Annotated in this window: 21 protein-coding genes; 19 read left to right on the plus strand and 2 right to left on the minus strand. The window is 73.8% G+C overall.

The window, feature by feature from the left end; genetic code table 11:
* Positions 1-47 precede the first annotated feature (47 nt).
* The 10 genes from glgA (at position 48) to ABD899_RS06760 (ending at position 10,258) form a co-directional block, all read left to right on the plus strand.
* Positions 48-1,256 carry a glycogen synthase gene (gene glgA, locus ABD899_RS06715; protein ID WP_345203820.1) on the plus strand — a complete coding sequence of 403 codons (1,209 nt, stop codon included), beginning with the start codon at positions 48-50 and terminating at the stop codon, positions 1,254-1,256.
* A gap of 18 nt (positions 1,257-1,274) precedes the next feature.
* On the plus strand, positions 1,275-2,057 hold the full coding sequence (locus ABD899_RS06720) for an ABC transporter ATP-binding protein (RefSeq protein ID WP_345203823.1): 783 nt from the start codon (positions 1,275-1,277) through the stop codon (positions 2,055-2,057).
* A gap of 72 nt (positions 2,058-2,129) precedes the next feature.
* Positions 2,130-2,621, plus strand: coding sequence for an NfeD family protein (locus ABD899_RS06725; protein WP_345203825.1), 492 nt, complete (start codon positions 2,130-2,132; stop codon positions 2,619-2,621).
* Positions 2,622-2,654: 33 nt separating this feature from the next.
* The gene (locus ABD899_RS06730; RefSeq protein ID WP_345203828.1) at positions 2,655-3,845 is read left to right on the plus strand and encodes an SPFH domain-containing protein; all 1,191 of its coding nucleotides are present in this window, start codon (positions 2,655-2,657) and stop codon (positions 3,843-3,845) included.
* 47 nt (positions 3,846-3,892) lie between these two features.
* Positions 3,893-4,666: a sulfite exporter TauE/SafE family protein gene (locus ABD899_RS06735; RefSeq protein ID WP_345203831.1), complete on the plus strand. Its 774-nt coding sequence runs from the start codon at positions 3,893-3,895 to the stop codon at positions 4,664-4,666.
* Positions 4,666-5,385, plus strand: coding sequence for a sulfite exporter TauE/SafE family protein (locus ABD899_RS06740; RefSeq protein WP_345203833.1), 720 nt, complete (start codon positions 4,666-4,668; stop codon positions 5,383-5,385). Before ABD899_RS06735 ends, ABD899_RS06740 begins: the two co-directional genes overlap by 1 nt.
* 51 nt (positions 5,386-5,436) lie before the next feature.
* Positions 5,437-6,249 (plus strand): TrmH family RNA methyltransferase, encoded by an 813-nt coding sequence (locus ABD899_RS06745; protein WP_345203835.1) that lies wholly within the window; start codon positions 5,437-5,439, stop codon positions 6,247-6,249.
* 598 nt (positions 6,250-6,847) lie between these two features.
* Entirely contained in the window at positions 6,848-7,507 is a 660-nt protein-coding gene (locus ABD899_RS06750; RefSeq protein ID WP_345203838.1) for a hypothetical protein, read from the plus strand.
* Positions 7,508-7,538: 31 nt separating this feature from the next.
* A complete protein-coding gene (locus tag ABD899_RS06755) occupies positions 7,539-9,614 on the plus strand; it encodes a sensor histidine kinase (RefSeq protein ID WP_345203841.1) in 2,076 nt (691 codons plus the stop codon).
* On the plus strand, positions 9,611-10,258 hold the full coding sequence (locus ABD899_RS06760; RefSeq protein ID WP_345203843.1) for a response regulator: 648 nt from the start codon (positions 9,611-9,613) through the stop codon (positions 10,256-10,258). The genes ABD899_RS06755 and ABD899_RS06760 overlap by 4 nt, the downstream gene beginning before the upstream one ends.
* A gap of 100 nt (positions 10,259-10,358) precedes the next feature.
* Here ABD899_RS06760 and ABD899_RS06765 read toward each other — a convergent pair whose 3' ends face one another.
* On the minus strand, positions 10,359-10,736 hold the full coding sequence (locus ABD899_RS06765; protein ID WP_345203845.1) for a DUF3037 domain-containing protein: 378 nt from the start codon (positions 10,734-10,736) through the stop codon (positions 10,359-10,361).
* Positions 10,733-11,497, minus strand: coding sequence for a HipA family kinase (locus ABD899_RS06770; protein WP_345203847.1), 765 nt, complete (start codon positions 11,495-11,497; stop codon positions 10,733-10,735). Before ABD899_RS06770 ends, ABD899_RS06765 begins: the two co-directional genes overlap by 4 nt.
* Before the next feature lie 38 nt (positions 11,498-11,535).
* On the opposite strand from ABD899_RS06770, the gene ABD899_RS06775 reads away from it, so the two are divergent.
* The 9 genes from ABD899_RS06775 to ABD899_RS06815 all read left to right on the plus strand — a co-directional run bounded on the left by ABD899_RS06775 (position 11,536) and on the right by ABD899_RS06815 (position 22,743).
* A complete protein-coding gene (locus ABD899_RS06775) occupies positions 11,536-13,029 on the plus strand; it encodes a serine/threonine-protein kinase (protein WP_345203850.1) in 1,494 nt (497 codons plus the stop codon).
* Positions 13,030-13,101: 72 nt separating this feature from the next.
* Positions 13,102-14,472, plus strand: a complete 1,371-nt coding sequence (locus ABD899_RS06780) for an 8-oxoguanine deaminase (protein WP_345203852.1) — start codon at positions 13,102-13,104, stop codon at positions 14,470-14,472.
* A 19-nt stretch (positions 14,473-14,491) separates the two neighbouring features.
* Positions 14,492-15,988, plus strand: a complete 1,497-nt coding sequence (locus tag ABD899_RS06785) for a pyridoxal-phosphate dependent enzyme (protein ID WP_345203855.1) — start codon at positions 14,492-14,494, stop codon at positions 15,986-15,988.
* An 11-nt stretch (positions 15,989-15,999) separates the two neighbouring features.
* Entirely contained in the window at positions 16,000-17,376 is a 1,377-nt protein-coding gene (locus ABD899_RS06790; RefSeq protein ID WP_345203858.1) for a pyridoxal-phosphate dependent enzyme, read from the plus strand.
* A gap of 67 nt (positions 17,377-17,443) precedes the next feature.
* Positions 17,444-18,796, plus strand: a complete 1,353-nt coding sequence (locus ABD899_RS06795) for an amidohydrolase family protein (RefSeq protein ID WP_345203902.1) — start codon at positions 17,444-17,446, stop codon at positions 18,794-18,796.
* Positions 18,793-19,782 carry an LLM class flavin-dependent oxidoreductase gene (locus tag ABD899_RS06800; RefSeq protein WP_345203861.1) on the plus strand — a complete coding sequence of 330 codons (990 nt, stop codon included), beginning with the start codon at positions 18,793-18,795 and terminating at the stop codon, positions 19,780-19,782. Before ABD899_RS06795 ends, ABD899_RS06800 begins: the two co-directional genes overlap by 4 nt.
* 17 nt (positions 19,783-19,799) lie before the next feature.
* Positions 19,800-20,753, plus strand: coding sequence for an aspartate carbamoyltransferase (gene pyrB / locus ABD899_RS06805; protein WP_345203865.1), 954 nt, complete (start codon positions 19,800-19,802; stop codon positions 20,751-20,753).
* 11 nt (positions 20,754-20,764) lie between these two features.
* The gene (locus tag ABD899_RS06810; protein ID WP_345203867.1) at positions 20,765-21,742 is read left to right on the plus strand and encodes an ornithine carbamoyltransferase; all 978 of its coding nucleotides are present in this window, start codon (positions 20,765-20,767) and stop codon (positions 21,740-21,742) included.
* 11 nt (positions 21,743-21,753) lie between these two features.
* Positions 21,754-22,743, plus strand: a complete 990-nt coding sequence (locus ABD899_RS06815; protein ID WP_345203869.1) for a carbamate kinase — start codon at positions 21,754-21,756, stop codon at positions 22,741-22,743.
* Positions 22,744-22,766 lie beyond the last annotated feature (23 nt).

Here is a 22,766-nt window from a genome sequence, read left to right on the forward strand (position 1 = left end):
GTCGCAGCCCTCGCCGGGAGGCCTCGGGCGTCACTAGGGTGAGTTTCGTGCGCATCGACATCCTGACCAAGGAGTACCCCCCGGCGATCTACGGCGGTGCTGGGGTCCACGTCACCGAGCTGGCCCGAGCCCTGCGCCAGCGCGGCGACCTCGACGTGCGGGTCCACGCGTTCGGGGAGCCCCGCGACGAGGACGGCACGACGGGTCACCCCGACCTCGCCGAGCTGGCCGGCACGAACCCGGCGCTCGCGACCCTCGGTGTCGACCTCTCGCTCGCCGCCGCCTGCGAGGGGGCCGACCTCGTCCACTCGCACACGTGGTACGCGAACATGGGCGGCCACCTCGCGAGCCTCATGGGCGGCATCCCGCACGTCCTCACGGCGCACAGCCTCGAGCCGATGCGGCCGTGGAAGGCCGAGCAGCTCGGCGGCGGCTACCGGGTCTCCTCGTGGGTGGAGCGGACCGCGTACGAGGCGGCCGACGCCGTCATCGCGGTGAGCGCCGGCATGCGCGAGGACATCCTGCGCTCCTACCCCTCGGTCGACCCCGACCGGGTGCGGGTGGTGCACAACGGGATCGACTCGCAGCTGTGGCAGCGCGAGCGTGACGACGACGTCGTGCGCCGACACGGCGTCGACCCGGACCGTCCGAGTGTCATCTTCGTCGGGCGGATCACCCGCCAGAAGGGGCTGCCCTACCTCCTGCGGGCCGCCGCGGCACTCCCGCCCGGGGTCCAGCTCGTGCTCCTCGCCGGCGCCCCCGACACGCCCGAGATCAAGGCCGAGGTCGAGCACCTCATCGACGGCCTGCGCGAGACCCGCGACGGCGTCGTCTGGGTCCCGACGATGCTCCCGCGGCACGAGGTCGTCGCCATGCTGAGCAGTGCCACGGTGTTCGTCTGCCCGTCGGTCTACGAGCCGCTCGGCATCGTCAACCTCGAGGCGATGGCGTGCGAGCTGCCCGTCGTCGCGACCGCGACCGGCGGCATCCCCGAGGTCGTCGTCCACGGCGAGACCGGCTGGCTCGTGCCCATCGAGCAGGTCCAGGACGGCACGGGCACACCCGTCGATCCCGACCGGTTCGTCGCCGACCTCGCCGCGGCCCTCACCGAGGCCGTCGCCGACACCGCACGGGCCGACCGGATGGGGCTCGCGGGGCGGCGGCGCGCCGTGGAGTCGTTCTCCTGGGCCTCGATCGGCGAGCAGACCAACCAGGTGTACCTCGACGTGCTGAGGCGCCGGATGCTGTCGTCGTGACCCGTTAGGGTTCACCGCATGAGCGATGTCCTTGCGTTGGCCGGCGTGAGCGTCGTCCGCGGGGGCAACGTCATCCTCGACGACGTCAGCTGGGAGGTCGAGGAGGGCCAGCGCTGGGTCGTCCTCGGCCCGAACGGGGCCGGCAAGACCACGCTGCTCCAGCTCGCCGCCGCGCGCATCCACCCCACGACCGGGGTGGCCGGCATCCTCGGGGAGGTCCTCGGCACCGTCGACGTCTTCGAGCTGCGGCCGCGCATCGGGCTCGCGTCCGCGGCGCTCGCCGAGCGCATCCCGGGCCACGAGCGCGTGCGCGACGTCGTCGTCACGGCCTCGTACGGCGTCGTCGGGCGCTGGCGCGAGGCCTACGACGTCCTCGACGAGGGGCGCGCGGACGAGCTCCTCGAGGCGCTCGGGGCGGTCCACCTCGCGCAGCGCCACTTCGGCACGCTCTCCGAGGGGGAGCGCAAGCGGGTGCAGATCGCCCGCGCGCTCATGACCGACCCCGAGCTCATGCTCCTCGACGAGCCCGCCGCAGGGCTCGACCTCGGCGGGCGCGAGGACCTCGTCCGACGGCTCGGCGAGCTCGCCGCCGACCTCGCGGCCCCCGCCCTCGTCCTCGTGACCCACCACGTCGAGGAGGTGCCGCCGAACTTCACCGACGTCCTGCTCATGCGTGAGGGCCGGGTCGTCGCGCAGGGGCCGATCGAGATCACCCTGACCGCCGAGAACCTCGAGGCCACCTTCGGGCTGCCGCTCGAGCTCGAGGTCCGCCGAGACCGCTATGCGGCCCGCGCCCGCTGACGCCCGGGGCCCGCGCCCGCGGACGCCACCCGTCGATCCCGCGCCCACGCACCACGCAGAAGGGGACCACCCATGGACTGGCTGAGCGACAACGTGTGGCTGTGGTGGCTCGGGATCGGGCTCGTCCTCGCCGCCATCGAGGCGGCGACGGTCGACTTCGTCTTCCTCATGTTCGCCGGCGGGGCACTGGCCGGTGCGCTCGCGGCGGCGCTCGGCGCCCCGTTCGCGATGCAGGTCGTCGTCGCGGTCGTCGTCGCGATGCTCCTGCTCTTCGGGGTGCGTCCGCTCATCCGCAAGCAGTTCACCGACGACGAGACCGACCACCACATCGGTACCTCGGCCCTCGTCGGGCGCGACGCCCGGGTCCTGCAGGCCGTCACCGACAGCGACGGCCGGATCAAGCTCGCCGGCGAGACCTGGTCGGCCCGCCTCGCCGAGGGCACCACGTCGGTCGTGCCGCCGGGTGCGGAGGTCCGCGTCATCGCCATCCACGGGGCGACGGCCATCGTCGTCCCCGTCGCGCCGCCCCAGGCCGCCGCGCCACCCCCCGACCCCACTCCCTGACGCGCCACCCGGCGCCTCGCGAAAGGCTGACCCATGCCAGACGGCATCGTCCCGCTCATCGTCCTGCTCCTGCTGGCGGGCTTCGTCATCGTCGTGCTCATGCGCACGGTGCGCATCGTCCCCCAGCAGACGGCGCTCATCATCGAGCGGCTCGGGCGCTACTCGCGCACCCTCGAGCCGGGCCTGCACCTGCTCGTGCCGTTCGTCGACATCGTGCGCGCGAACATCGACCTGCGCGAACAGGTCGTCTCCTTCCCGCCGCAGCCGGTCATCACGAGCGACAACCTCGTCGTCAGCATCGACACCGTCATCTACTACCAGGTCATCGACCCCAAGTCCGCCGTCTACGAGATCGCCAACTTCATCCAGGGCATCGAGCAGCTCACGGTCACCACGCTGCGCAACGTCATCGGCTCGCTCGACCTCGAGCAGACCCTGACCAGCCGCGACCAGATCAACGGCCAGCTGCGCGGCGTGCTCGACGAGGCCACCGGCAAGTGGGGCATCCGCGTCAACCGCGTCGAGCTCAAGGCGATCGACCCGCCGCAGTCGATCCAGGAGTCCATGGAGAAGCAGATGAAGGCCGAGCGCGAGCGGCGCGCCATCATCCTCAACGCCGAGGGCACCAAGGCGAGCCAGATCCTCACCGCCGAGGGCGAGAAGCAGAGCCAGATCCTGCGTGCCGAGGGCTCGGCCCAGGCCCGCATCCTCGAGGCCCAGGGCCAGGCCCGCGCCATCCAGCAGGTCTTCGACGCCATCCACCGGGGCAAGCCGACCCAGAAGCTGCTCGCCTACCAGTACCTCCAGGTGCTGCCGCAGATCGCCCGCGGTGACTCCAACAAGATGTGGATCGTGCCGAGCGAGCTCACCGACGCCCTCAAGGGCATCGGGGGCATGCTCGGCCGCGGCCAGGGCGGCTTCGACGACGGCGGCGAGGACGACTGGGTCGACCCCGGCGAGATGGCCGAGGCCTTCGAGGAGACCACCCTCGAGGACCCCGCCGAGGCGCTGGCCCGGGCCCGCGGCCAGGCCGGCCTCGCGAGCCGCGAGGCCGAGGAGCACGCCGCCCCTGCGTCGCGCGTCCAGCCGCCCATCGAGCCCGGACCGGATGCCGTGCCGCCGCGTCCCGACGCCCCCCCGGTGGCACCGCCGGCACCCCCCGCGCCGCCCGCACCGCCGGCACCTGGTGGCGAGGAGCAGCCCCCGCCGCCCCCGCCGCGCTGACCGGACCACGCGACCTCGGCACCCGGGCACCCGCATAGGGTGTCCGGGTGTCCGCGCTCGATGCCCTGCTCGTCGTCCTCGCGGGCATCGGCGCCGGGACGATCAACACGATCGTCGGGTCGGGCACCCTCATCACCTTCCCGACGCTGCTGCTCCTCGGCGTCCCGCCCGTGACCGCGAACATCTCGAACAACATCGGCCTCGTGCCGGGTGCGCTCACGGGCAGCATCGGCTACCGCCGTGAGCTCGTCGGGGCCCGCGCCGACCTGCTCCGGCTCGCCCCGATGTCCTTCGTCGGGGCGGTCGCCGGTGCGGTCCTCCTCCTCGTCCTCGACCCCGAGCTGTTCCGCACGATCGTGCCGGTGCTCATCCTCGTCGGGCTCGTCCTCGTCGTGACCGGACCCCGGCTCAGCGCCTGGGCCGAGCGCAGGCGGTCGGAGGGGACGGCGTCGCAGCGGGGTCACGAGCGGGCGATGCAGGCCGGCGTGTTCGGTGCCGGGGTCTACGGCGGCTACTTCGGCGCGGCCCAGGGGATCATCCTCATGGGCGTCCTCGGGGCCCTGTCGACCCACCCCATCCAGCGGCTCAACGGCTACAAGAACGTGCTCGCCACCATCGTCAACGCCGTCGCCGCGGTCGTCTTCGTCGTCGTCGCACCCGACCAGATCGACTGGCTCGTCGTCCTGCTCATCGCGGTCGGCGCCACCGTCGGCGGGGTCGTCGGGTCCACCGTGGGGCGCCGGCTCCGGCCGCCGGTGCTGCGCGCCGTCATCGTCGTCATCGGGCTCGTCGCGATCGCCCGGCTGCTCAGCGTGCCGTGATGGACTGGCCCCTCGTCCTCGCCCTCGGCCTCGTCGTCCTCGCCGGGGGCGTCGTGCAGTCGACGATCGGGTTCGGGATGGCGGTCGTGGCCGCCCCGTTCGTCGTCCTCCTCGCCCCCGAGCTCATGCCGGCCGCCCTGCTCGTCCCCGCCATGGCGCTGCCGGTGCTCCAGCTCTCCCACGGGACCCGGGACATCGCGTGGCGGCCCCTGGGGTGGGCCCTGGGGGCCCGTGCCGTGTTCACGCCGCTCGGGGTGGCGGTCGTCGCCGCCTTCTCCCCCCGCGCGATCGCGGCCCTCGTCGGCGTGCTCATCCTCGTGACGGTGGCCCTGTCGGTCCGCACCATCGAGCTGCGGCCCACCCCGGTCAACGCGGCGGTCGCCGGTGCCGTCTCGGGTGTCTCCGGCACGGCGGCCGCGATCGGCGGTCCGTTCCTCGCCCTCGTGCTCCAGCACGAGCGCCCCGAGCGGGTGCGCTCGACCCTCGCGGTCTTCTTCCTCGCCGGGTCGGCGCTCGGGATCGGTGGGCTGGCCCTCGGCGGGCAGCTGACCGGCGAGCAGGTCGTGGGCGGCCTCGCGTGGGTGCCGTTCGTCCTGCTCGGCTACGCGACCGCCGCACCCCTGCGCGCGCGGGTCGACGCCGACCGCTTCCGCCTCGCCGTCCTCGCCTTCTGCGTCGTGGCGAGCGTCGTCGTCATCGCCCGGGCGGTCCTGGGCTGACGCCGAGGCGACCCCACCGTGGTCGCTGCCCGGGGCACCTACGATCGACGGGTGCCCGAGCTGATCACCGACGCCCAGGACGAGCGGCTCGTGGACTACGTCGGGCTGACCGACGTCGCGCTGCGCCGCCGCACCGAGCCGGAGCGCGGGCTCTACATCGCGGAGTCGGAGAAGGTCATCCGTCGGGCGCTCGCCGCGGGGCACCGGCCGCGCTCCTACCTCATGGCCCGCCGCTGGCTCGCCGACCTCGCCGACCTCGTCGAGCGGGCCGAGGCGGCCGGCATCCCGGTCTTCGTGGGGGAGCACGAGGTCATCGAGGGCCTCACCGGCTTCCACCTGCACCGGGGCGCACTCGCCGCCATGCACCGCCCGGCCCTCCCGTCCCTGCCCGAGGTGCTCGACGGCGCCCGCCGGGTCCTCGTGCTCGAGGACGTCGTCGACCACACGAACGTCGGGGCCGTGTTCCGCAGCGCCGCCGCCCTCGGGGTGGATGCCGTGCTCGTCACCCCCCGCTGCGCCGACCCGCTCTACCGCCGCGCCATCCGGGTCTCCATGGGCACGGTCTTCCAGGTGCCGTGGACGCGGACCGGGCCGTGGCCGCGCGGAGTCGAGCGGCTGCGCGAGCTCGGCTTCACCGTGGCCGCCCTCGCGCTCGAGGACGACTCCGTCGCCCTCGACGTGCTCGCCGCCGACCCCCCGCACCGGCTCGCGCTCGTGCTCGGGACGGAGGGCGACGGGCTCTCCCGGCACACCGTCGCCGCCGTCGACGTCACGGTGCGCATCCCGATGCGCGGCGGCGTGGACTCGCTCAACGTCGCGGCCGCCGGCGCGGTCGCGGCGTGGGCGCTGCGCGTGCCCGGCTGACACCTCGCCGTGCGGGCGCCCGCGGTCGCCGCGGCACCCGGTTCCGCACTCGCCGCGGGTGCACGGCCCAGGAGACTCGATCGGACGACTTCTTACACGAATCTCAGGCGCAGGACACTAGACGTTCTCCCGTTCGTAGCCGGGGGGCCTTCGCGGGTGGGGTTGTCTGACTGCTGCGGAGAGACGCATCTTGGCGACTTGCTCCAGTGCTGGGTCTGCGCCTGGCCGCAGGGAGTAGGCCGAGGGTGCGTTCACGCGTTGCGAGGGGTGGACATGATGATGGCGACGCCGACAAGGCAGACCAAGGTCCCGGTGACGTCGTAGCTGTGCTTTCGCACCGGGTTGAAGGGCGGACCGGGGGTCTGGAGCACGGCGCCGTCGACCGCGTCTCCGGCAGCGGCTCGACCGGGACATCCTCGGGACATTGCGGCGATGTGCCCGGGACATCGGGCACGGGAGCGTTGCCGTCATGACAACCATCACAGCACCCGTCCCGTCCACCGAGAACTCCACCGGAGTCTCCCGTCCCAGCGCTGGCCGTCGCGTCGCGGTCGCCACCGCTGCACTAGCCGCCAGCGCCATCCCGATCATGTTCACGGTGACGATCACCGCGATGCTGCTGACCGGCGCCGACGCCGACCACCGCTTCCACCAGCTGACCGGGCAGGGCCTGATCCTGACGATCCTCTGGCTCGGCGCGGTCCTGCCCCTCGCCCGAGCCGGATGGCGCGGCCGGCGACCGTCGACCGCTGCGGGTTACCGTCACCTCGCCTTCATGGGCACGGGACTTGCCGCCTCGGCGGTGGCCGGGGGCGGCGGCGCGCGAGTGCTGCTGGCCGTCATCACGGTGACCGGCGCCCTCCTGTGGGCTGCCCTTCCCCTGCGGCCGCGGCTGCGCGGGACGGTCTGTGTGGATCCGGTGCTCACGCCGCTCGCCCTGATCATCGGGGCGGTCCTCATGCCGTACGCCGTCGACCAGCTCGCCTTGCAGAACGCTGCGACCACCGGTTACCACTCGCAGAACCCGCATTTGTTCGACATGGCCTGGGTGGTCACGACCCTCACCGTGCTGGCGCTGCTCGGGGCTACCGTCCGCCAGGCACGTGGCCTGTTCGGCTGGGTGGCGGGCGCCTGCAGCGTGATCGGCGCTGCGGGCCTGGCCACGGGCGAGTCTCCGGTGTGGTCCGGAACGGTCCTGGCACTGGGGGCCGTGTCCTTCCTCGCACCGCGACTCGCGCAGTCCCGGAACCGGCGCTGAACCGGGCCACCTGATGCCTACACTGCGGCGCATGCCTGCGCCCGACGTCGCCCCGCGGCCGCTCCGGCGCCGCGGGGCCGGCGGCGTCCTCAGCGCCGCCGGCGGCGCACCCGCGACCGGCGCGATCGCCACCCTCGTACCAGCGGTGGTGGCCGTGGTGGCCTCGGTCGTCGCAGTCATCGTCGTCCTCACCGGCGAGGTCTGGTCGCTGGCGCCCGCTCCCCAGGTGCTCGTCGACGCGGCGGTCGGCCTTGGCTTCCCGGTGATCGCGGTGGGCATCGCCGTGGCCGAGGTCACGGCCGGCGCCCGCACCCTCGGTCGGGTGATGTTGGTCAGCGGGGTCGCGGCCGCGTTCGCGGCGCTGTGCACCGCGCTTGCCCTCGTTCTTCCGCCGGATGCCACCTCCACCGCGGTCCTGGTGCAGCTGCAGGGCTGGCTGTGGGTGCCGGGCTTCTTCCCGCTCATCACCTTGGTGCCGTTGCTCTACCCGGACGGTCTGCTGCTCGGGCGGGGATGGCGGCTTGCGGCGCGCTGCGCCGTGGTCGGGACCGCCCTGCTGTCGGTGGGGGTGTGCCTGTACCCCGAACCCTTCCTGGGTCAGGTCCCTGTCGAGAAGCCGGTCACCTCGGAGACGGTCGCCATGGCATTCACCGTGCCGGGTGCGCTGCTGGTGGGGCCGGCGGTGCTCGCAGGGCTCGCGGCGCTGGTGGTGCGGGTGCGCTCCTCGCACGGGGTGGCCCGGCGCCAGGTGGCCGTGCTCGTCGTGCCGGCCGCTCTGCTCCTCGCGGTCACTCTCGCGCAGGGGGCGATCCCCTCACCGTGGGACGTGCTCGCCCAGGCCGTCGCGATCCTCCTGTTGCCGCTGGCCATCGGTGTCGCCGTGACCCGGCACGGGCTCTACGACCTCGACCTCGCGGTGCGCCGGGCTCTGGTCGCCGCGAGCCTGGCCGTCTGCCTCGCGGGGCTCTACGTCAGCGCCCTGGCGCTGCTTCGCGCCTTTCTCGGCCCTGGCCCCACGGCAGGCGCCGCACTCGCCGCCGGTATCACCGGCGTGGTGCTCCAGCCCCTCGCCAAGCGACTCTCCGCCGGGGTGGACCGGCTCTACTACGGCGAACGCGCGGACCCCTACGCCGTGCTCGCCCTCCTGGGTCAGGACCTCGCGACCGCTGGCCTGGACGTGTCGAGCGTGCCGGATGTCGTCTGTGACCGCGTCGTCACCTCGCTGCGGTTGGGGGGCGCCGAGGTCGAGCTCGACGTCGATCACGAGCGCCGGGCCGTGGCAGAGGCGGGGGGCTCGGTGCCCGAGGGCGCACCGGCCTTCGAGTTCCGCCACCGCGGTGAGGTCGTCGGGCGGCTTCGGGTGGCTCCACGCCCGGGCGAGCGCAGGCTCGACCCTCGGGACGCCGAGATCCTGGCTCACGTCGCCGACCAGGCCGCACCGGCCCTGGCAGCACTCCAGCTCCACCAGCAGCTCCAGCGAAGCCGACAGGCCCTCGTCGCCACCCGCGAGGTCGAGAGGAGGCGTCTGAGACGGGAGCTGCACGACGGCCTCGGGGCGACGCTCGCCGGGATGAGGCTGCAGGTGGAGTCGGCGCGCCGACTCGTCGGGGACGCAACCGCCCAACGGCTCCTGGACGGCACGGGTGAAGGCATCGCGCAGGCGGTCGCCGAGGTGCGACACATCTGTGAAGGTCTGCGCCCACCGGGGGTGGACGACCTCGGGCTGGGCCGTGCCATCGCCCTTGCCGCGGACCGCGTGCGTGCCCCGGGACTCGACGTCACCGTCGAGGTCGGCTCCCTTCCCGACGTGGGACCGGCGAGCGAGGCCGCCGCCTACCGGATCGCCGCCGAGGCACTGGCGAACGTGGTGCGGCACAGCGGCGCGAGCCAGGTCACCGTGAGCCTCGCCGTCGAGGACACCGTCCTCGTCCTCACCATCGAGGACGACGGGGTCGGTCTTCAGCCCGGTGACGGCCGCGGCGTCGGGCTCACCTCGATGCACCACCGCGCGGAGGAGCTCGGTGGTCGACTCGTGGTCTCCACTCCCACGAGCCTGCGCGGCACCCGCATCCAGGCCTTCCTACCCATCTCGGAGGTGTCCTCGTGACCTCGTTACTGCTCGTCGACGACCACCCGCTGTTTCTCGACGGGGTGCGCGCAGCGCTGGCCGGTGAGCAAGACCTGCAGGTCATCGGTGAGGCCCACGACGTCGCCACCGCACTCGCGCTCACCGAAGAGCTGCTCCCCGACGTCGTCCTGATGGACCTCAACCTCCCGGACGGCTCGGGCGCCGACGCGACCCGCGAGATCACGGCCCTCTGCCCTGCCACGAAGGTCCTGGTCATCACGATGTCGGCCGACGACGCCGCAGTAGTCGCCGCGATGAGATCGGGAGCCCGCGGCTACTTCGTCAAGGGTGGCGGACGGGAGGACCTGCTCCACGCGGTGCGGACCGTCGCCGCCGGAGGCGCCGTGTTCAGCCCGGCGGTAGCCGATCGACTCGGCGCGTGGTTCTCCGGACTGGCGGCCCAGCCCGGACGCGAGCTGTTCCCACAGCTGACCGACCGGGAGCGCGAGGTCCTCGACCTCCTCGCCCGTGGCTATGACAACCGGCGCATCGCCAAGGCGCTCTTCCTCTCCGACAAGACCGTCCGCAACCACGTGTCGTCGGTGCTCACCAAGCTGGGAGCCGCCGACCGCGCAGACGCGGTGCAGCGGGCACGTCGGGCAGGGCTCGGCGCGAACGACTAGTGTCCTGCGCCTGAGATTCCTGTAAGAAGTCGTCCGATCGAGTCGAGGATTTCGTCGTCGGCGCTCTTCTAGCTATCTTGCGAATTTTCGGTGCAACGCACTAGCGCACGAGCCGGTCGAGCAGCCGGTCGGCCTCGGCGGCCGGGTCCGCGACCGAGCCGCCGTGGACGGGACCGGGCTGGAGCACCGTCGAGCGGGGGGCGGTGATCCAGCCGAAGCGCTTGCCTTGGGTCGACAGGGTGGCGTCGACCTCGCTCGGGGGCCTCTCGCACATCGTGCCGACGGCCTCGAGGGCGGCACGCAGGCCGGGGAGGTCGGCATCCGGCGCGACGGCGAGGATGCGCGGCTCGTCGAGGTGGAAGGCGCAGCGCAGCACGCCCGCCGACTGGGAGTGGACGACGACCCCGACGTTGAGGCACTCGCCGCGGTCGACGCGCGGGACGTACCGCAGCACGACGTACTGGTACGGGTGGCTCATGACGCCGCTCCGATCCAGGCCCGGGGGTCCGCGAGGCGCAGGGTGAGGTGCTCGACGTAGGCGGCGCGGGCGGCATCGGGGTCGGGCAGGCTCGACGTCGGCTCGAGCCACTCGTCGGGCACGAGCGCCACGACCTCCTCGACGACGGCGTCGGTGACGAGCGGGGCGAGCCGCTCGTGCGTCTGCGCCACCGGGGTGGCCACGGCGGCGAGCACGTGCCGGCTCGGGTCGAACGGCTGGTCGACGAACCGTCGCACGTCCGGCGGCCGGCTCGGCCAGGAGTGGTGGAACCACAGGGAGGCGCCGTGGTCGATGGCCCAGGTGCGCCCGTGCCAGACGAGCAGGTTGGGGTTGGCCCAGGTGCGGTCGACGTTCGCGGTGTAGGCGTCGAGCCACAGGATCGCCCCGGCGTCCTCGGCGTCCGGTGCCCGGGACCCGTCGTAGCCGAACGACCCCGGGAGGAAGTCGACGCCCAGGTTCCGACCGGGGCTGGCGTTGAGGAGGTCCTGGACCTCCTCGTCGGCCTCGTACCGGGCGATGGCGCTCGGCAGGTCGACGACCGCGAGGCGGGGGGTGGGGATGCCGAGGCGGCGGGCGAGCTCGCCGACGAGCACCTCGGCGACGAGCACCTTGCGCCCCTGCCCGGCGCCGGTGAACTTCACGACGTAGGTGCCGAGGTCGTCGGCCTCGACGAGCCCCGGCAGGGATCCGCCCTCGCGCAGGGGTGCGACGAAGCGCGTCGCCGTCACGGTCTCGAGCACACCCGACAGGCTACGGGAGTGCCAGTAGGGTTGCGGTGATGACGAGCGAGCAGCGACGCCTGGCCGGCCGGTACGTCCTCGAGGCGCCGATCGGCCGCGGCGGCATGGGCGAGGTGTGGCGCGGTACCGACTCGGTGCTGGGCCGCGAGGTCGCCGTCAAGATCATCGACCTGCGCCGGGTCCCCGACGAGTCGGGGGCCGCGCGCTTCGAGCGCGAGGCCCGGGTCACCGCCGGGCTCAACCACCCCGGCGTGGTGACCGTGCACGACAGCGGGGTCGAGGACCACACCGCCTACCTCGTCATGGAGCTGCTGCCCGGACCGAGCCTCGCCGACCGCATCGCCGAGGGCACCGTGCCCGTCGAGGAGGTCGTCGAGGTGGGGCGGCAGGTTGCGTCGGCACTCGACGCCGCCCACGCCCGCGGCCTCGTGCACCGCGACATCAAGCCGGCCAACATCGCCTACGCCTCTGACGGCCGGGTCCGGGTGCTCGACTTCGGCATCACCCAGCTCGCGGAGTCCACCGGGTCGCAGGCCCTCACCGCCACCCACACCGTCATGGGTACGGCCGAGTACCTCGCGCCCGAGCAGGCCCTCGGCGGTCGCGTCGACGGGCGGGCCGACCTCTACGCCCTCGGGTGCGTGCTGTACGCGCTGCTCGCCGGACGTCCGCCGTTCCGCGCCGCGACCCCGGTCGCGACGATGATGATGCACGCGCACGACCTCGTCCCCGACGTGCGCGACCTGCGCCCCGACACGCCGGACTGGCTCGCCGACCTCGTCCACGGGCTGCTCGCGAAGGACCCCGCCGACCGCCCGGCCGGGGCCGCCACCGTGGCCGCCGCCCTCGTCGCGCGCGAGCCGCTGACCGGTGGGGGCACCACCGTGCTGCCGGCGGCCGGTGCCGCCACGACGCAGCGGCTCGACCCGGGACCGCCCCCGCCGGTCGTGCCGGTCCCGCCGAGCGCGCCGCTCGACCCCGAGCCCGAGCCCGAGGGGCGGGGCACCGGGGCGCTCACCTGGGTGCTCGCGGCCGTCGCGCTCGCCGCCGTCGGTCTCGTGCTGTGGCTCCTCCTGCGCCCGGACGACACCCAGCAGGCGGGAGCGACGCCGACGTCCACCGCGACGGTCACGACGTCGGCGCCGAGCAGCGAACCCACGCCGACGACGGCGAGCCCCACCCCGACGCCCACGCCCACGCCGACGACGCAGGAGCCCACGCCGACGACGCAGGAGCCCGATCCTGCGGAGGCCGTCGCCGGTGCGCTGTCCGTCTTCGCCGACGAGCTCGGCGTCCTCCAGCGCGACGACGTCGTCGACCGGGACACCGCCAAGACCCTCGACGACATCGTGCGGGACATCGAGAGGGCGCTGCGCGAGGACGACGCGGGGAAGGTCGCCGACGAGACCGACAAGCTCGTCGAGGAGTACGGCAAGGCGGTCGAGTCCGGCGCCATCCCGCCGGAGGGCGGCGAGCGCCTCGACCCCCTCCTCGCCGACGTCACCGACGCCGTCGACGCCTTCGCGGACTGAGCGCTCCCGCCGGGCCTGTGTTCTCGGGCGCACCCCCGTGCCACGCGCACGCGCGGTCGGTACGGTCGAGGGGTGACCGTCGAGCTGCTCGTCGACGGGGCCGAGCTCGTGACGACGCTCGACGCCGAGGACCGCGAGATCGCGGGGGGATGGGTCGCGCTGCGCGGTGGCCTCGTGGAGTCGGTCGGAGGGCCGTTCGACGAGCGCCCGGCCGCCGAGCGGGTGCTGCGGGCCGACGGCTGCCTCGTCACCCCCGGCCTCGTCAACACGCACCACCACATGTACCAGAACCTCACCCGGGCCTACCGGCCGACGGTCAACGCCTCGCTCTTCACGTGGCTCACGACGCTGTACCCGCTGTGGGCCGGGCTCGACGAGGAGGCCGTCCACGTCTCGACGTGGGTCGGGCTGGCCGAGCTCGCCCTCGGCGGGTGCACGACGACGACCGACCACCTCTACGTGCACCCCCGGGGCGCGGGGGACCTCGTGTCGGCCGAGGTGGCGGCGGCCCACGAGCTCGGGATGCGCTTCCACCCGACCCGGGGCTCGATGAGCCTGTCGGAGAAGGACGGTGGGCTGCCCCCGGACTCGGTCGTCCAGGACGACGACGACATCCTCGCCGACAGCGAGCGGCTCGTGGCCCTCCACCACGACCGCTCGTGGGGGGCGATGGTACGGGTGGCGCTCGCGCCCTGCTCGCCGTTCTCCGTCTCCTCCGACCTCATGCGTCGCACCGCCGAGCTCGCCGAGCGGCTCGACGTGCGGTTGCACACCCACCTCGCCGAGGACCCCGACGAGGACCGCTTCGCGGCCCGCACCTTCGGCTGCCGCACGGTCGAGCACTTCGAGGACGTCGGGTGGATGAGCGAGCGCAGCTGGGTCGCGCACTGCATCTACCCCGACGGCGGTGAGGTGCGCCGGCTCGGCGCCGCCGGGGTGGGTGTGGCCCACTGTCCCTCGTCGAACATGCTCATCGGTGGCGGCGGCACCGCCCCGGTCGCCGAGCTGCGGGCCGCGGGCGCCCCCGTCGGGCTCGGCTGCGACGGCTCCGCCTCCACCGACCACGCCTCGCTGTGGCTCGAGGCGCGCACGGCACTGCTCCTCGGCCACCAGCGCAGGGGGCCGACGGGCATGACCGCGCGCGACGTGCTCGACATCGCCACCCGCGGGTCCGCCGCGTGCCTGGGTCGCGCCGGTGAGCTCGGCACCCTCACCCCCGGGGCGGTGGGTGACCTCGTGTGCTGGCCGCTCACCGGCATCCGCTTCGCCGGCGCCCTGACCGACCCCGTCGAGGCGTGGCTGCGCTGCGGCCCCCTCGCCCCCCGCCACACCGTCGTCGCCGGCCGGCCGGTCGTCGAGGACGGGGCCCTCGTGCGCCCCGGCCTCGAGGACATGCTCCGCCGCCACCACACCATCGCCAGCCGCCTCCAACGGCTGGTGTGACCCCCCGAACGGAGACGTCGTGCCACCACTCCAGCTCCCCGACCGGGTCGTCGACGAGCGCACCCGCGACCGCGCGGTCGCGCACCTGCGGGACGCGGGCGTCGTCCTGCCCACCCTGCGCCAGCTCGCCGACCCCACCCTCGTCCCCGAGCGGGTGACGGCCGCCCTCGAGGGGGTCGGGCCCGACGACGCCGACCCCCGCAACCTCTTCCGCATCCACTGGTTCAACGACGCCACCCGGCGCTCGTCGGTCAGCGTGCCCGAGCACGTCGTGCTCCCACCGCAGCTCACCGGCGTCGCCGCCCGGGTCGTCGTCGTGCTCGGCGACCGGTTCCCCATGATCCGCGCGCACAAGGTGCTGCCCGCGTACGCCTGCCTCGTCCCGCGCCTCGTCACCGGGGGCTTCGACCCGGGGTCCCAGCGCGCCGTGTGGCCCTCGACGGGGAACTACTGCCGCGGGGGGGTGGCCATCTCGCGCATCCTCGGCTGCCGCGGGGTGGCCGTGCTCCCCGAGGGGATGAGCGCCGAGCGCTTCGCGTGGCTGCGCCACTGGGTGACCTCCCCGGACGACGTCATCACCACCCCGGGGACCGAGAGCAACGTGCGGGAGATCTACGAGCGCTGCGACGAGCTGGCGCAGGACCCCGCGAACGTCGTCATCAACCAGTTCTCCGAGTTCGGCAACCACCTCGTCCACCGGCTGTGCACCGGCCGGGCGCTCGGGACGGTCTTCGAGCACCTGCGCGAGGAGGATGCCGGGCTGCGGCTCCACGCGTTCGTCGCGGCCTCCGGGTCGGCCGGCACCCTCGGGGCGGGCGACCACCTCGCCGAGGCCTACGGTGCCGACATCGTGGCCGTCGAGGCGCTCGAGTGCCCGACGCTGCTTCGCAACGGGTTCGGCGAGCACAACATCCAGGGCATCGGTGACAAGCACGTCCCGCTCATCCACCACGTCCACGCGACCGACGCCGTCGTCGGCGTCAGCGACCGCGCGACCGACGAGCTCTCCGTGCTGTTCGACGACCCGGCCGGCCTCGCCTACCTGCGGGAGCGGCGCGGCGTGCCGGACTCGACCCTCGCCGCGCTGCCGTCGTTCGGGCTGTCGAGCATCTGCAACGTCGTCGCCGCCGTCAAGCTCGCCCGGCTGCGCGACCTCGGCCCCGACGACGTCGTCGTCACGGTGGCCACCGACGGCGCCGAGCTCTACGAGAGCGAGCGGCGACGGATCCGGGCCCGGGACTTCGCCGACGGCTTCGACGAGGCGGCGGCCGCGCGCGTGCTCGGCCAGTGGGTGCTCGGCGCCGACACCGGGGACGTGCTCGAGGCGACCCGTGCGGACCGCGACCGGATCTTCAACCTCGGCTACTACACGTGGGTCGAGCAGCGCGGGACCTCGGTCGAGGACTTCGTCGCCCGGCGCGACCCGGAGTTCTGGACGGGCCTGCTCGACAGCATCGACGCGTGGGACGACCTCGTCGTCGAGTTCAACGAGCGCACCGGCGTCGCGGCGCGGTGAGCCGGGTGGGGATGCCGGCCAGCCGCCTCGTCTGCTTCGGCTGCGGTGCCTCGCCGCCACCGGACGACCCGTTCCCGTTCCGCTGCCCGCGGGCCGGCCGCGGCGACGTCGACCACGTGCTCACCCGGGTGCTCGACCCCGAGCAGGTGCGCTTCCCCGATGGCACGGCCAGCGGAGCGTCACCCTTCGTCCACTACCGCGGCCTGCTCCACAGCCACCACCGGGCCCGAGCCGCCGGCGTGGCCGACGACGAGCTCGTCGAGCTGACCTGCCGCCTCGACGACGCCGTGGCACGGGTCGCCGGGACGGGGTTCCGGGCGACGCCGTTCCGGCGGGACGGCATCCTGTCCGAGCGGCTCGGCCTCGGTGGCGGCGGTGACCCCGGCACCGCCGGCGGGGGAGTGTGGGTCAAGGACGAGACCGGCAACGTCAGCGGATCGCACAAGGGACGCCACCTCATGGGGGTCCTGCTCCACCTCGAGGTGGCGGAGCGGCTCGGCCTCGCGGACCCCGGCGCGCGGCCCGACCTCGTCATCGCGAGCTGCGGCAACGCCGCCCTCGCGGCGGCGGTCCTGGCGCGCGCGGCGGACCGCCGGCTCCGGGTGTTCGTGCCGGTCGACGCCGACCGCTCCGTGCTCGCAGGGCTGCGCGAGCTCGGTGCCGACGTCGTCACCTGTGCGCGCGAGCCGGGGGTCGACGGGGACCCGACGCTCCAGCGGCTGCGCGCCGAGGTGACCGCCGGCTCCCTGCCGCTCAGCTGCCAGGGGCCCGAGAACGGGCTCGTCGTCGAGGGCGGCGAGACCCTGGCCCAGGAGGTCGTCTCCGACCTGCGCGTCGCGGGCACGACGCTGGACCACCTCGTCGTCCAGGTCGGTGGGGGAGCGCTGGCCAGCGCCTGTGTCCAGGCCCTCGACGAGGCGGTGCGACTCGGCGCGATCGGACGGGCCCCCCGGGTGCACACGGTGCAGACGACCGGGGGGCACCCCCTCGAGCGCGCCTACCACCGGGTGCGCGCCGGGCTGCCCCCGACCCCGTCGGCCGCCGAGGTGGAGCGGGCCATGCACCGTGCCGCCCGGCACCGGTCACGGTTCATGTGGCCGTGGGAGGCGGAGCCGCACAGCCTCGCGACCGGCATCCTCGACGACGAGACCTACGACTGGGTCGCCGTGGTGGGCGGCATGCTCGCCACCGGCGGCCACCCGCTCGTCGTGACCGAGGACCGCCTCGTCGAGGCGCACGACCTCGGCCACGCAGCCGGGTGCGCCGTCGACCCCACGGGCTCGGCCGGGCTGGCGGGCCTGCTCGACCTCGTCGCCGACGGCACCGTCGGCCCCGGCGACCGGGTGGGGGTGCTGTTCACCGGGGTCGACCGGTCACCGCACGGGTGACCGTGGTCATGGCGGCACGGGCCGCCCCAGGAGCATTCTGGGAAGCGGACGAAAGCAGGTGCGCACGATGGCGGAGGTCTCGGGCCTCGTTCCCTCCCTCGCGTTGTGCGGCGCGACGGTGGTCACCGACCTCGACCCGCCCGAGGTCGTGCACGCCGACGTCGTGCTCGCGGGCGACCGGGTCGTCGCGGTCGGGGTCGCGCCCCCCTTCGTGCCCCGCCGGGACTGCTCCGGCACGCTCGTCGTACCCGGTGGCGTCTGTGCCCACCACCACCTCTACTCCGCGCTCGCCGTGGGGATGCCGTACCACCTGCCCCCGCCGACGACCTTCACCGAGATCCTCCAGCGGGTGTGGTGGCGGCTCGACCGCGCCCTCGACGAGGATGCCGTCCGGGCCTCGGCGCTGCGGGCCGGGCTCGACGCGCTGCGCGCCGGGACGACGACGGTCGTCGACCACCACGCGTCCCCCGAAGCGGTCGACGGCTCGCTCGACGTCATCGCCGAGGCCCTGGCGCAGGTCGGCATCCGCAGCGTGCTCTGCTACGAGGTGACCGACCGCGACGGGCCGCGACGGGCCCGGGCGGGCCTCGCCGAGAACCGGCGCTTCCTCACCCGATCGCACACCCTGGCCCGGGGGATGGTGGGCGCCCACGCGTCCTTCACGCTCGGCGACGACACCCTCGGCGAGCTCGCCGACCTCGCGCGCGGCGCCGGGGTGGGCGTCCACGTGCACGTCGCCGAGGGCGAGGTCGACCAGGACGATGCCCGGGCGCGGGGGAGCGCGGGGGTCGTCGACCGCCTCGAGCGCGCGGGGGTCCTCACCGACCGGGCCCTGCTCGCCCACTGCGTGCACCTGTCCCCACCGGAGGTGGCCCGGATCGCCGGCTCCGGTGCCACCGTCGTGTGCTGCCCGCGGAGCAACATGGGCAACGCCGTCGGCCAGTCACCGTTCGCCCACGTCGGCGCCGGCGTGGCCCTGGGCACCGACGGCATCGGGGGAGACCTGATCGCCGAGTCGCAGGCCGGCTACCTGCGGGCTCGCGAGGCCGACCTCGGCACGACGACGGCGTGGCCGCTCGCCCGCCTCGCCGAGGGGGCCAGGTTCGCCGGACGGGTCCACGACGAGCCGCTGCTCGGCATCCTGCGTCCGGGGGCGCCGGCCGACCTCGTCGTGCTCGAGCACCCGGCCCCGGGCACGGTGACCGCCGACACCCTCGCCGACCACTGGGTGCTCGGCCTGTCGTCGGCGCAGGTCCGCGACGTCGTCGTCGCGGGAGAGCTCGTCATCGCCGACCGCCGGTCGACGCGGCTCGACGAGGCGGAGGTCGCCGCGGACGGCGCTCGCGAGGCCGCCCGGCTCCGGGCCCGGCTCGAGTCGGTCCCTCCGCACCCCTTCGAGCCCCGAGGGAGCCAGTCATGAGGGTCGCCCTGTACCTGCAGGACCTCCACCCGCTGCGCGACGGGATGGAGTACGCCCGCTACGCGGAGGACCGCGGCTTCGAGGCGGTGTGGCAGGCGGAGAGCCGCCTCGTGCGCGAGGCGACGGTCCCCATGGCGGCGTACGCCGCCGTGACGAGCCGGGTCAAGGTCGGGGCGGGGGTCGTGCCCATCTGGACCCGCAACGTCGGGCTGCTCGCCGCCACCTTCGCGACGCTCGACGACCTCGCCCCCGGACGCGTGCTGCTCGGCCTGGGGGCCTGGTGGGACCCGCTCGCGCGCAAGGTCGGCATCGACCGTCGCCGGCCGCTGCGGGCCATGCGGGAGACCGTCGAGGCGACCCGCCGGCTCCTCGCGATGGAGCGGGTCACCTACCACGGCGACTTCGTGCACCTCGACGACGTCGAGATCGACGTCGTCCACGGCGACCGCACGCCCCGACGGGTGCCGATCTACATCGGCGCCACCGGGATGCAGATGATGGAGCTCGCCGGCGCGATCGCCGACGGGGTCCTGCTCAACTACATGGTCGAACCGAAGTACGGCGAGCGTGCGCTCGCGGCCCTGTCGGCCGGAGCCGAGCGGGCGGGGCGCACCCTCGACGACGTCGACCGCCCGCAGCTCGTCGTCTGCTCGGTCGACCGGGACCGCTCGCTCGCCCTCGACCGCGCGCGCGAGCTGCTGACCCAGTACCTCGGGCAGCAGCCGCACATCATGCGCGCCAGCGGCGTCGACCCCGACCTGCTCGACCGGATCGGCGAGGTGCTCACCTGGCCGGCCGGACCAGAGGAGATCCGCCGGGCCATGCGGCTCGTGCCGGACGACGTCGTCCAGCAGATCACCGCGTCGGGGAGCCCTGACGAGTGCCGCGCCAAGGTCGAGGAGTACCTCGCCGCCGGGTCGACCTGCCCGGTGCTCTACCCGGTCGGGGACGACGTCCGGCTCATGATCGACACGTTCGCCCAGTGAATGGAGGAGGAGCCACGATGAGAAGCTTCCAGGGGCGCGACATCCTGTCGCTGCGGGACGTCGAGCGCGAGGAGTACTTCCGGATCTTCGCGGTCGCCGAGGAGCTGCGCCCCCACGCCGAGAGCCGGCGCAACACCGACCTGCTGCGGCACAAGACGCTCCTCACGGCCTTCTACCAGCCGAGCACCCGGACCCGGTTGTCGACCGAGGCCGCGATGCACCGGCTCGGCGGGCACGTGCTGGGCTTCTCCGACGCGAAGATGACCCGCGCCGGCGACTTCTACCAGGAGTCGCTCAAGGACACCGCGCGGATGCTCGAGTACTACGGGGACGTCATCGCGATGCGGCACCACCAGCAGGGCGCCCCCGAGGAGACCGCCAGGTGGTCCTCGGTGCCGGTCATCAACTGCGGGGACGGCTGGGGCGAGCACCCCACCCAGGTGCTCACCGACCTGTACACGATCTGGCGGGAGCGGGGAACGCTCGACGGGCTGCGGGTGCTCTGCGTGGGCGACATGCGGATGCGCACGATGCACTCGCTCCTGTACGCCGCGTCGCAGTTCGACATGGAGGCGATGGTCGTCGCCCCGCCCGACATGTCGCTGCTCGACGACTTCACGGCGGAGCTCGACGAGCGCAACGTCACCTACCGCGCGGTCGAGTCGGTCGAGGCGTGCATCGCGGACGCCGACGTCATCTACGTCGAGCCCGTCGTGCAGGCCGACTACACCCAGGCCCGCGTCGAGGCGACGCAGGAGCGCGGGCGCACGCCCGCGGCATACCGGGTCACCCGCGAGCTGCTGCGCGAGAAGGCGCGGCGCGACGCGATCATCCTGCACTCGCTGCCCCGGATGGACGAGCTGCCGACCGACGTCGACGCGACGCGCCACGCCCGCTACTGGGTCGAGGCGGCCAACGGCGTCGTGCTGAGGATGGCGCTGCTCGCGCTCGTCCTCGGGGCCGTCGAGTAGGGCCCGCGGCGATGCAGACGAACCTGCGCGGCCGGGACGTCATCGACTTCCAGGAGTGGACGAAGGACGAGGTCGACACCGTGCTCGACGTCGCCTTCGCCCTCAAGCGCGACCGCGCCCTCGGGCAGCCGCACCCGTACCTGCGCGACAAGGTGCTCGCGATGCTCTTCTTCTTCGCGAGCACCCGGACCCGCGCCTCGTTCGAGGCGGGGATGGCCCAGCTCGGGGGGCACGCGCAGTTCATCGAGAGCCGGTCGACGCAGATCGCGCACGGGGACACCGCGAAGGAGATCGGGGAGATCCTCGGGCGCTACAACGACGGCATCGCGATCCGCAACGTCGACTGGGGCGTGGGCAACACCTACCTGCGCGAGGTCGCGACGGCGAGCCGGGCGCCGGTGCTCAACATGCAGTGCGACCAGTTCCACCCGCACCAGGCCCTCGCCGACCTCATGACGGTCATCGAACGGTTCGGTGACCCGCGGGGTCGCACGGCGACGGTGAGCTGGGCCTGCGCGCGGTCGTACTCCAAGCCGATCAGCGTGCCGCAGAGCCTCATCCTGCTGCTGCCACGCTTCGGGATGAACGTGCGTCTCGTGCACCCGCCGGAGTTCGCGCTCATGCCGGAGGTCGTCGAGCAGGCGCGGGAGAACGCGCGCCGGAGCCGGGCCTCCTTCGAGGTCCTCGACGACTTCGACGAGGGCATCAGGGGCACCGACGTCGTCTACGCCAAGAGCTGGGGCGCCGTGCTCACGGCGACCGACGAGGCCGAGGAGGCACGTCTCCTCGACCGGTACGCGTCGTGGGTCACCGACGGCCGTCGGCTCGCCACGGCCGGCGAGGACGCCGTGTACATGCACCCGCTGCCTGCGGAGCGAGGCGTCGAGGTCACCGACGAGGTCATCGACGGCCCGCGCAGCGCGGTCTACGACCAGGCCGAGAACCGCCTGCACGGCCAGAAGGCCGTCATGGCGCTGACGATGCGATGAAGGGATCGGGCATGCGGCGCAGGATGGTCGTCGCCATCGGCGGCAACTCGCTCATCAAGGACCGGCAGCACCAGGACGTGCGCTCCCAGTACATCGCCGCCCACGAGACGACCGAGCACGTCGCGGCCCTCGTCGAGGACGGGTGGGACGTCGTCATCGGCCACGGCAACGGGCCGCAGGTCGGCTTCATCCTCCGGCGGTCCGACCTGGCCGCCCACGAGCTGCACCGGGTGCCGCTCGACGTCTGCGGCGCCGACACGCAGGGGGCCATCGGGTACGCACTCGCGCAGAACCTGCAGAACCGGCTGCGCCGCGACGGCGTCCGGACGTCGGTCGTCGCCGTCGTCACCCAGGTCGAGGTCGACCGGGACGACCCGGCCTTCGGCCGACCGAGCAAGCCCGTGGGGTCCTTCCTCGACGAGGACGCCGCACGACGGCACCGCGAGGAGGACGGCTGGGACGTCGCCCGGGATGCCGACCGCGGCTGGCGGAGGGTCGTCGCCTCGCCGGAACCGCGCCGCATCGTCGAGCTCGACGCGATCCGCACCCTCGTCGAGAGCGGGGCGGTCGTCGTCGCGGCCGGGGGTGGCGGCATCCCGGTCGCCGCCGACGCGGCGGGGGACCTGCTCGGGGTCGAGGCGGTCATCGACAAGGACCTTGCCTGCTCCCTGCTCGCGCGCGAGCTGGGGGCCGAGCTGTTCCTCATCACGACGTCCGTCGAGCGGGTCGCCCTCGACTTCGGCACGCCGCGGGCGCGGTGGGTGGACCACCTCACCCTCGAGCAGGCCAGGGCGTACCTCGCCGAGGGCACCCACTTCGCGGAGGGCAGCATGGCGCCGAAGATCCGGGCCGTGTGCGAGTTCCTCGAGGGCGGGGGAGAGCGGGCCGTGATCACCGACCCCGAGCACGTCGAGGCCGCCTTGCGCGGCGAGGCGGGCACGTCGGTGACGGCCGGCTCGTCCCGCACCCGGGACCCACGAGAGTTTGCCGACACCACCTAGCCAGCAGCGCTGCGGGCGGACCA

The organism is Fodinibacter luteus (genome assembly GCF_039541575.1).
Classification (GTDB): domain Bacteria; phylum Actinomycetota; class Actinomycetes; order Actinomycetales; family Dermatophilaceae; genus Fodinibacter; species Fodinibacter luteus.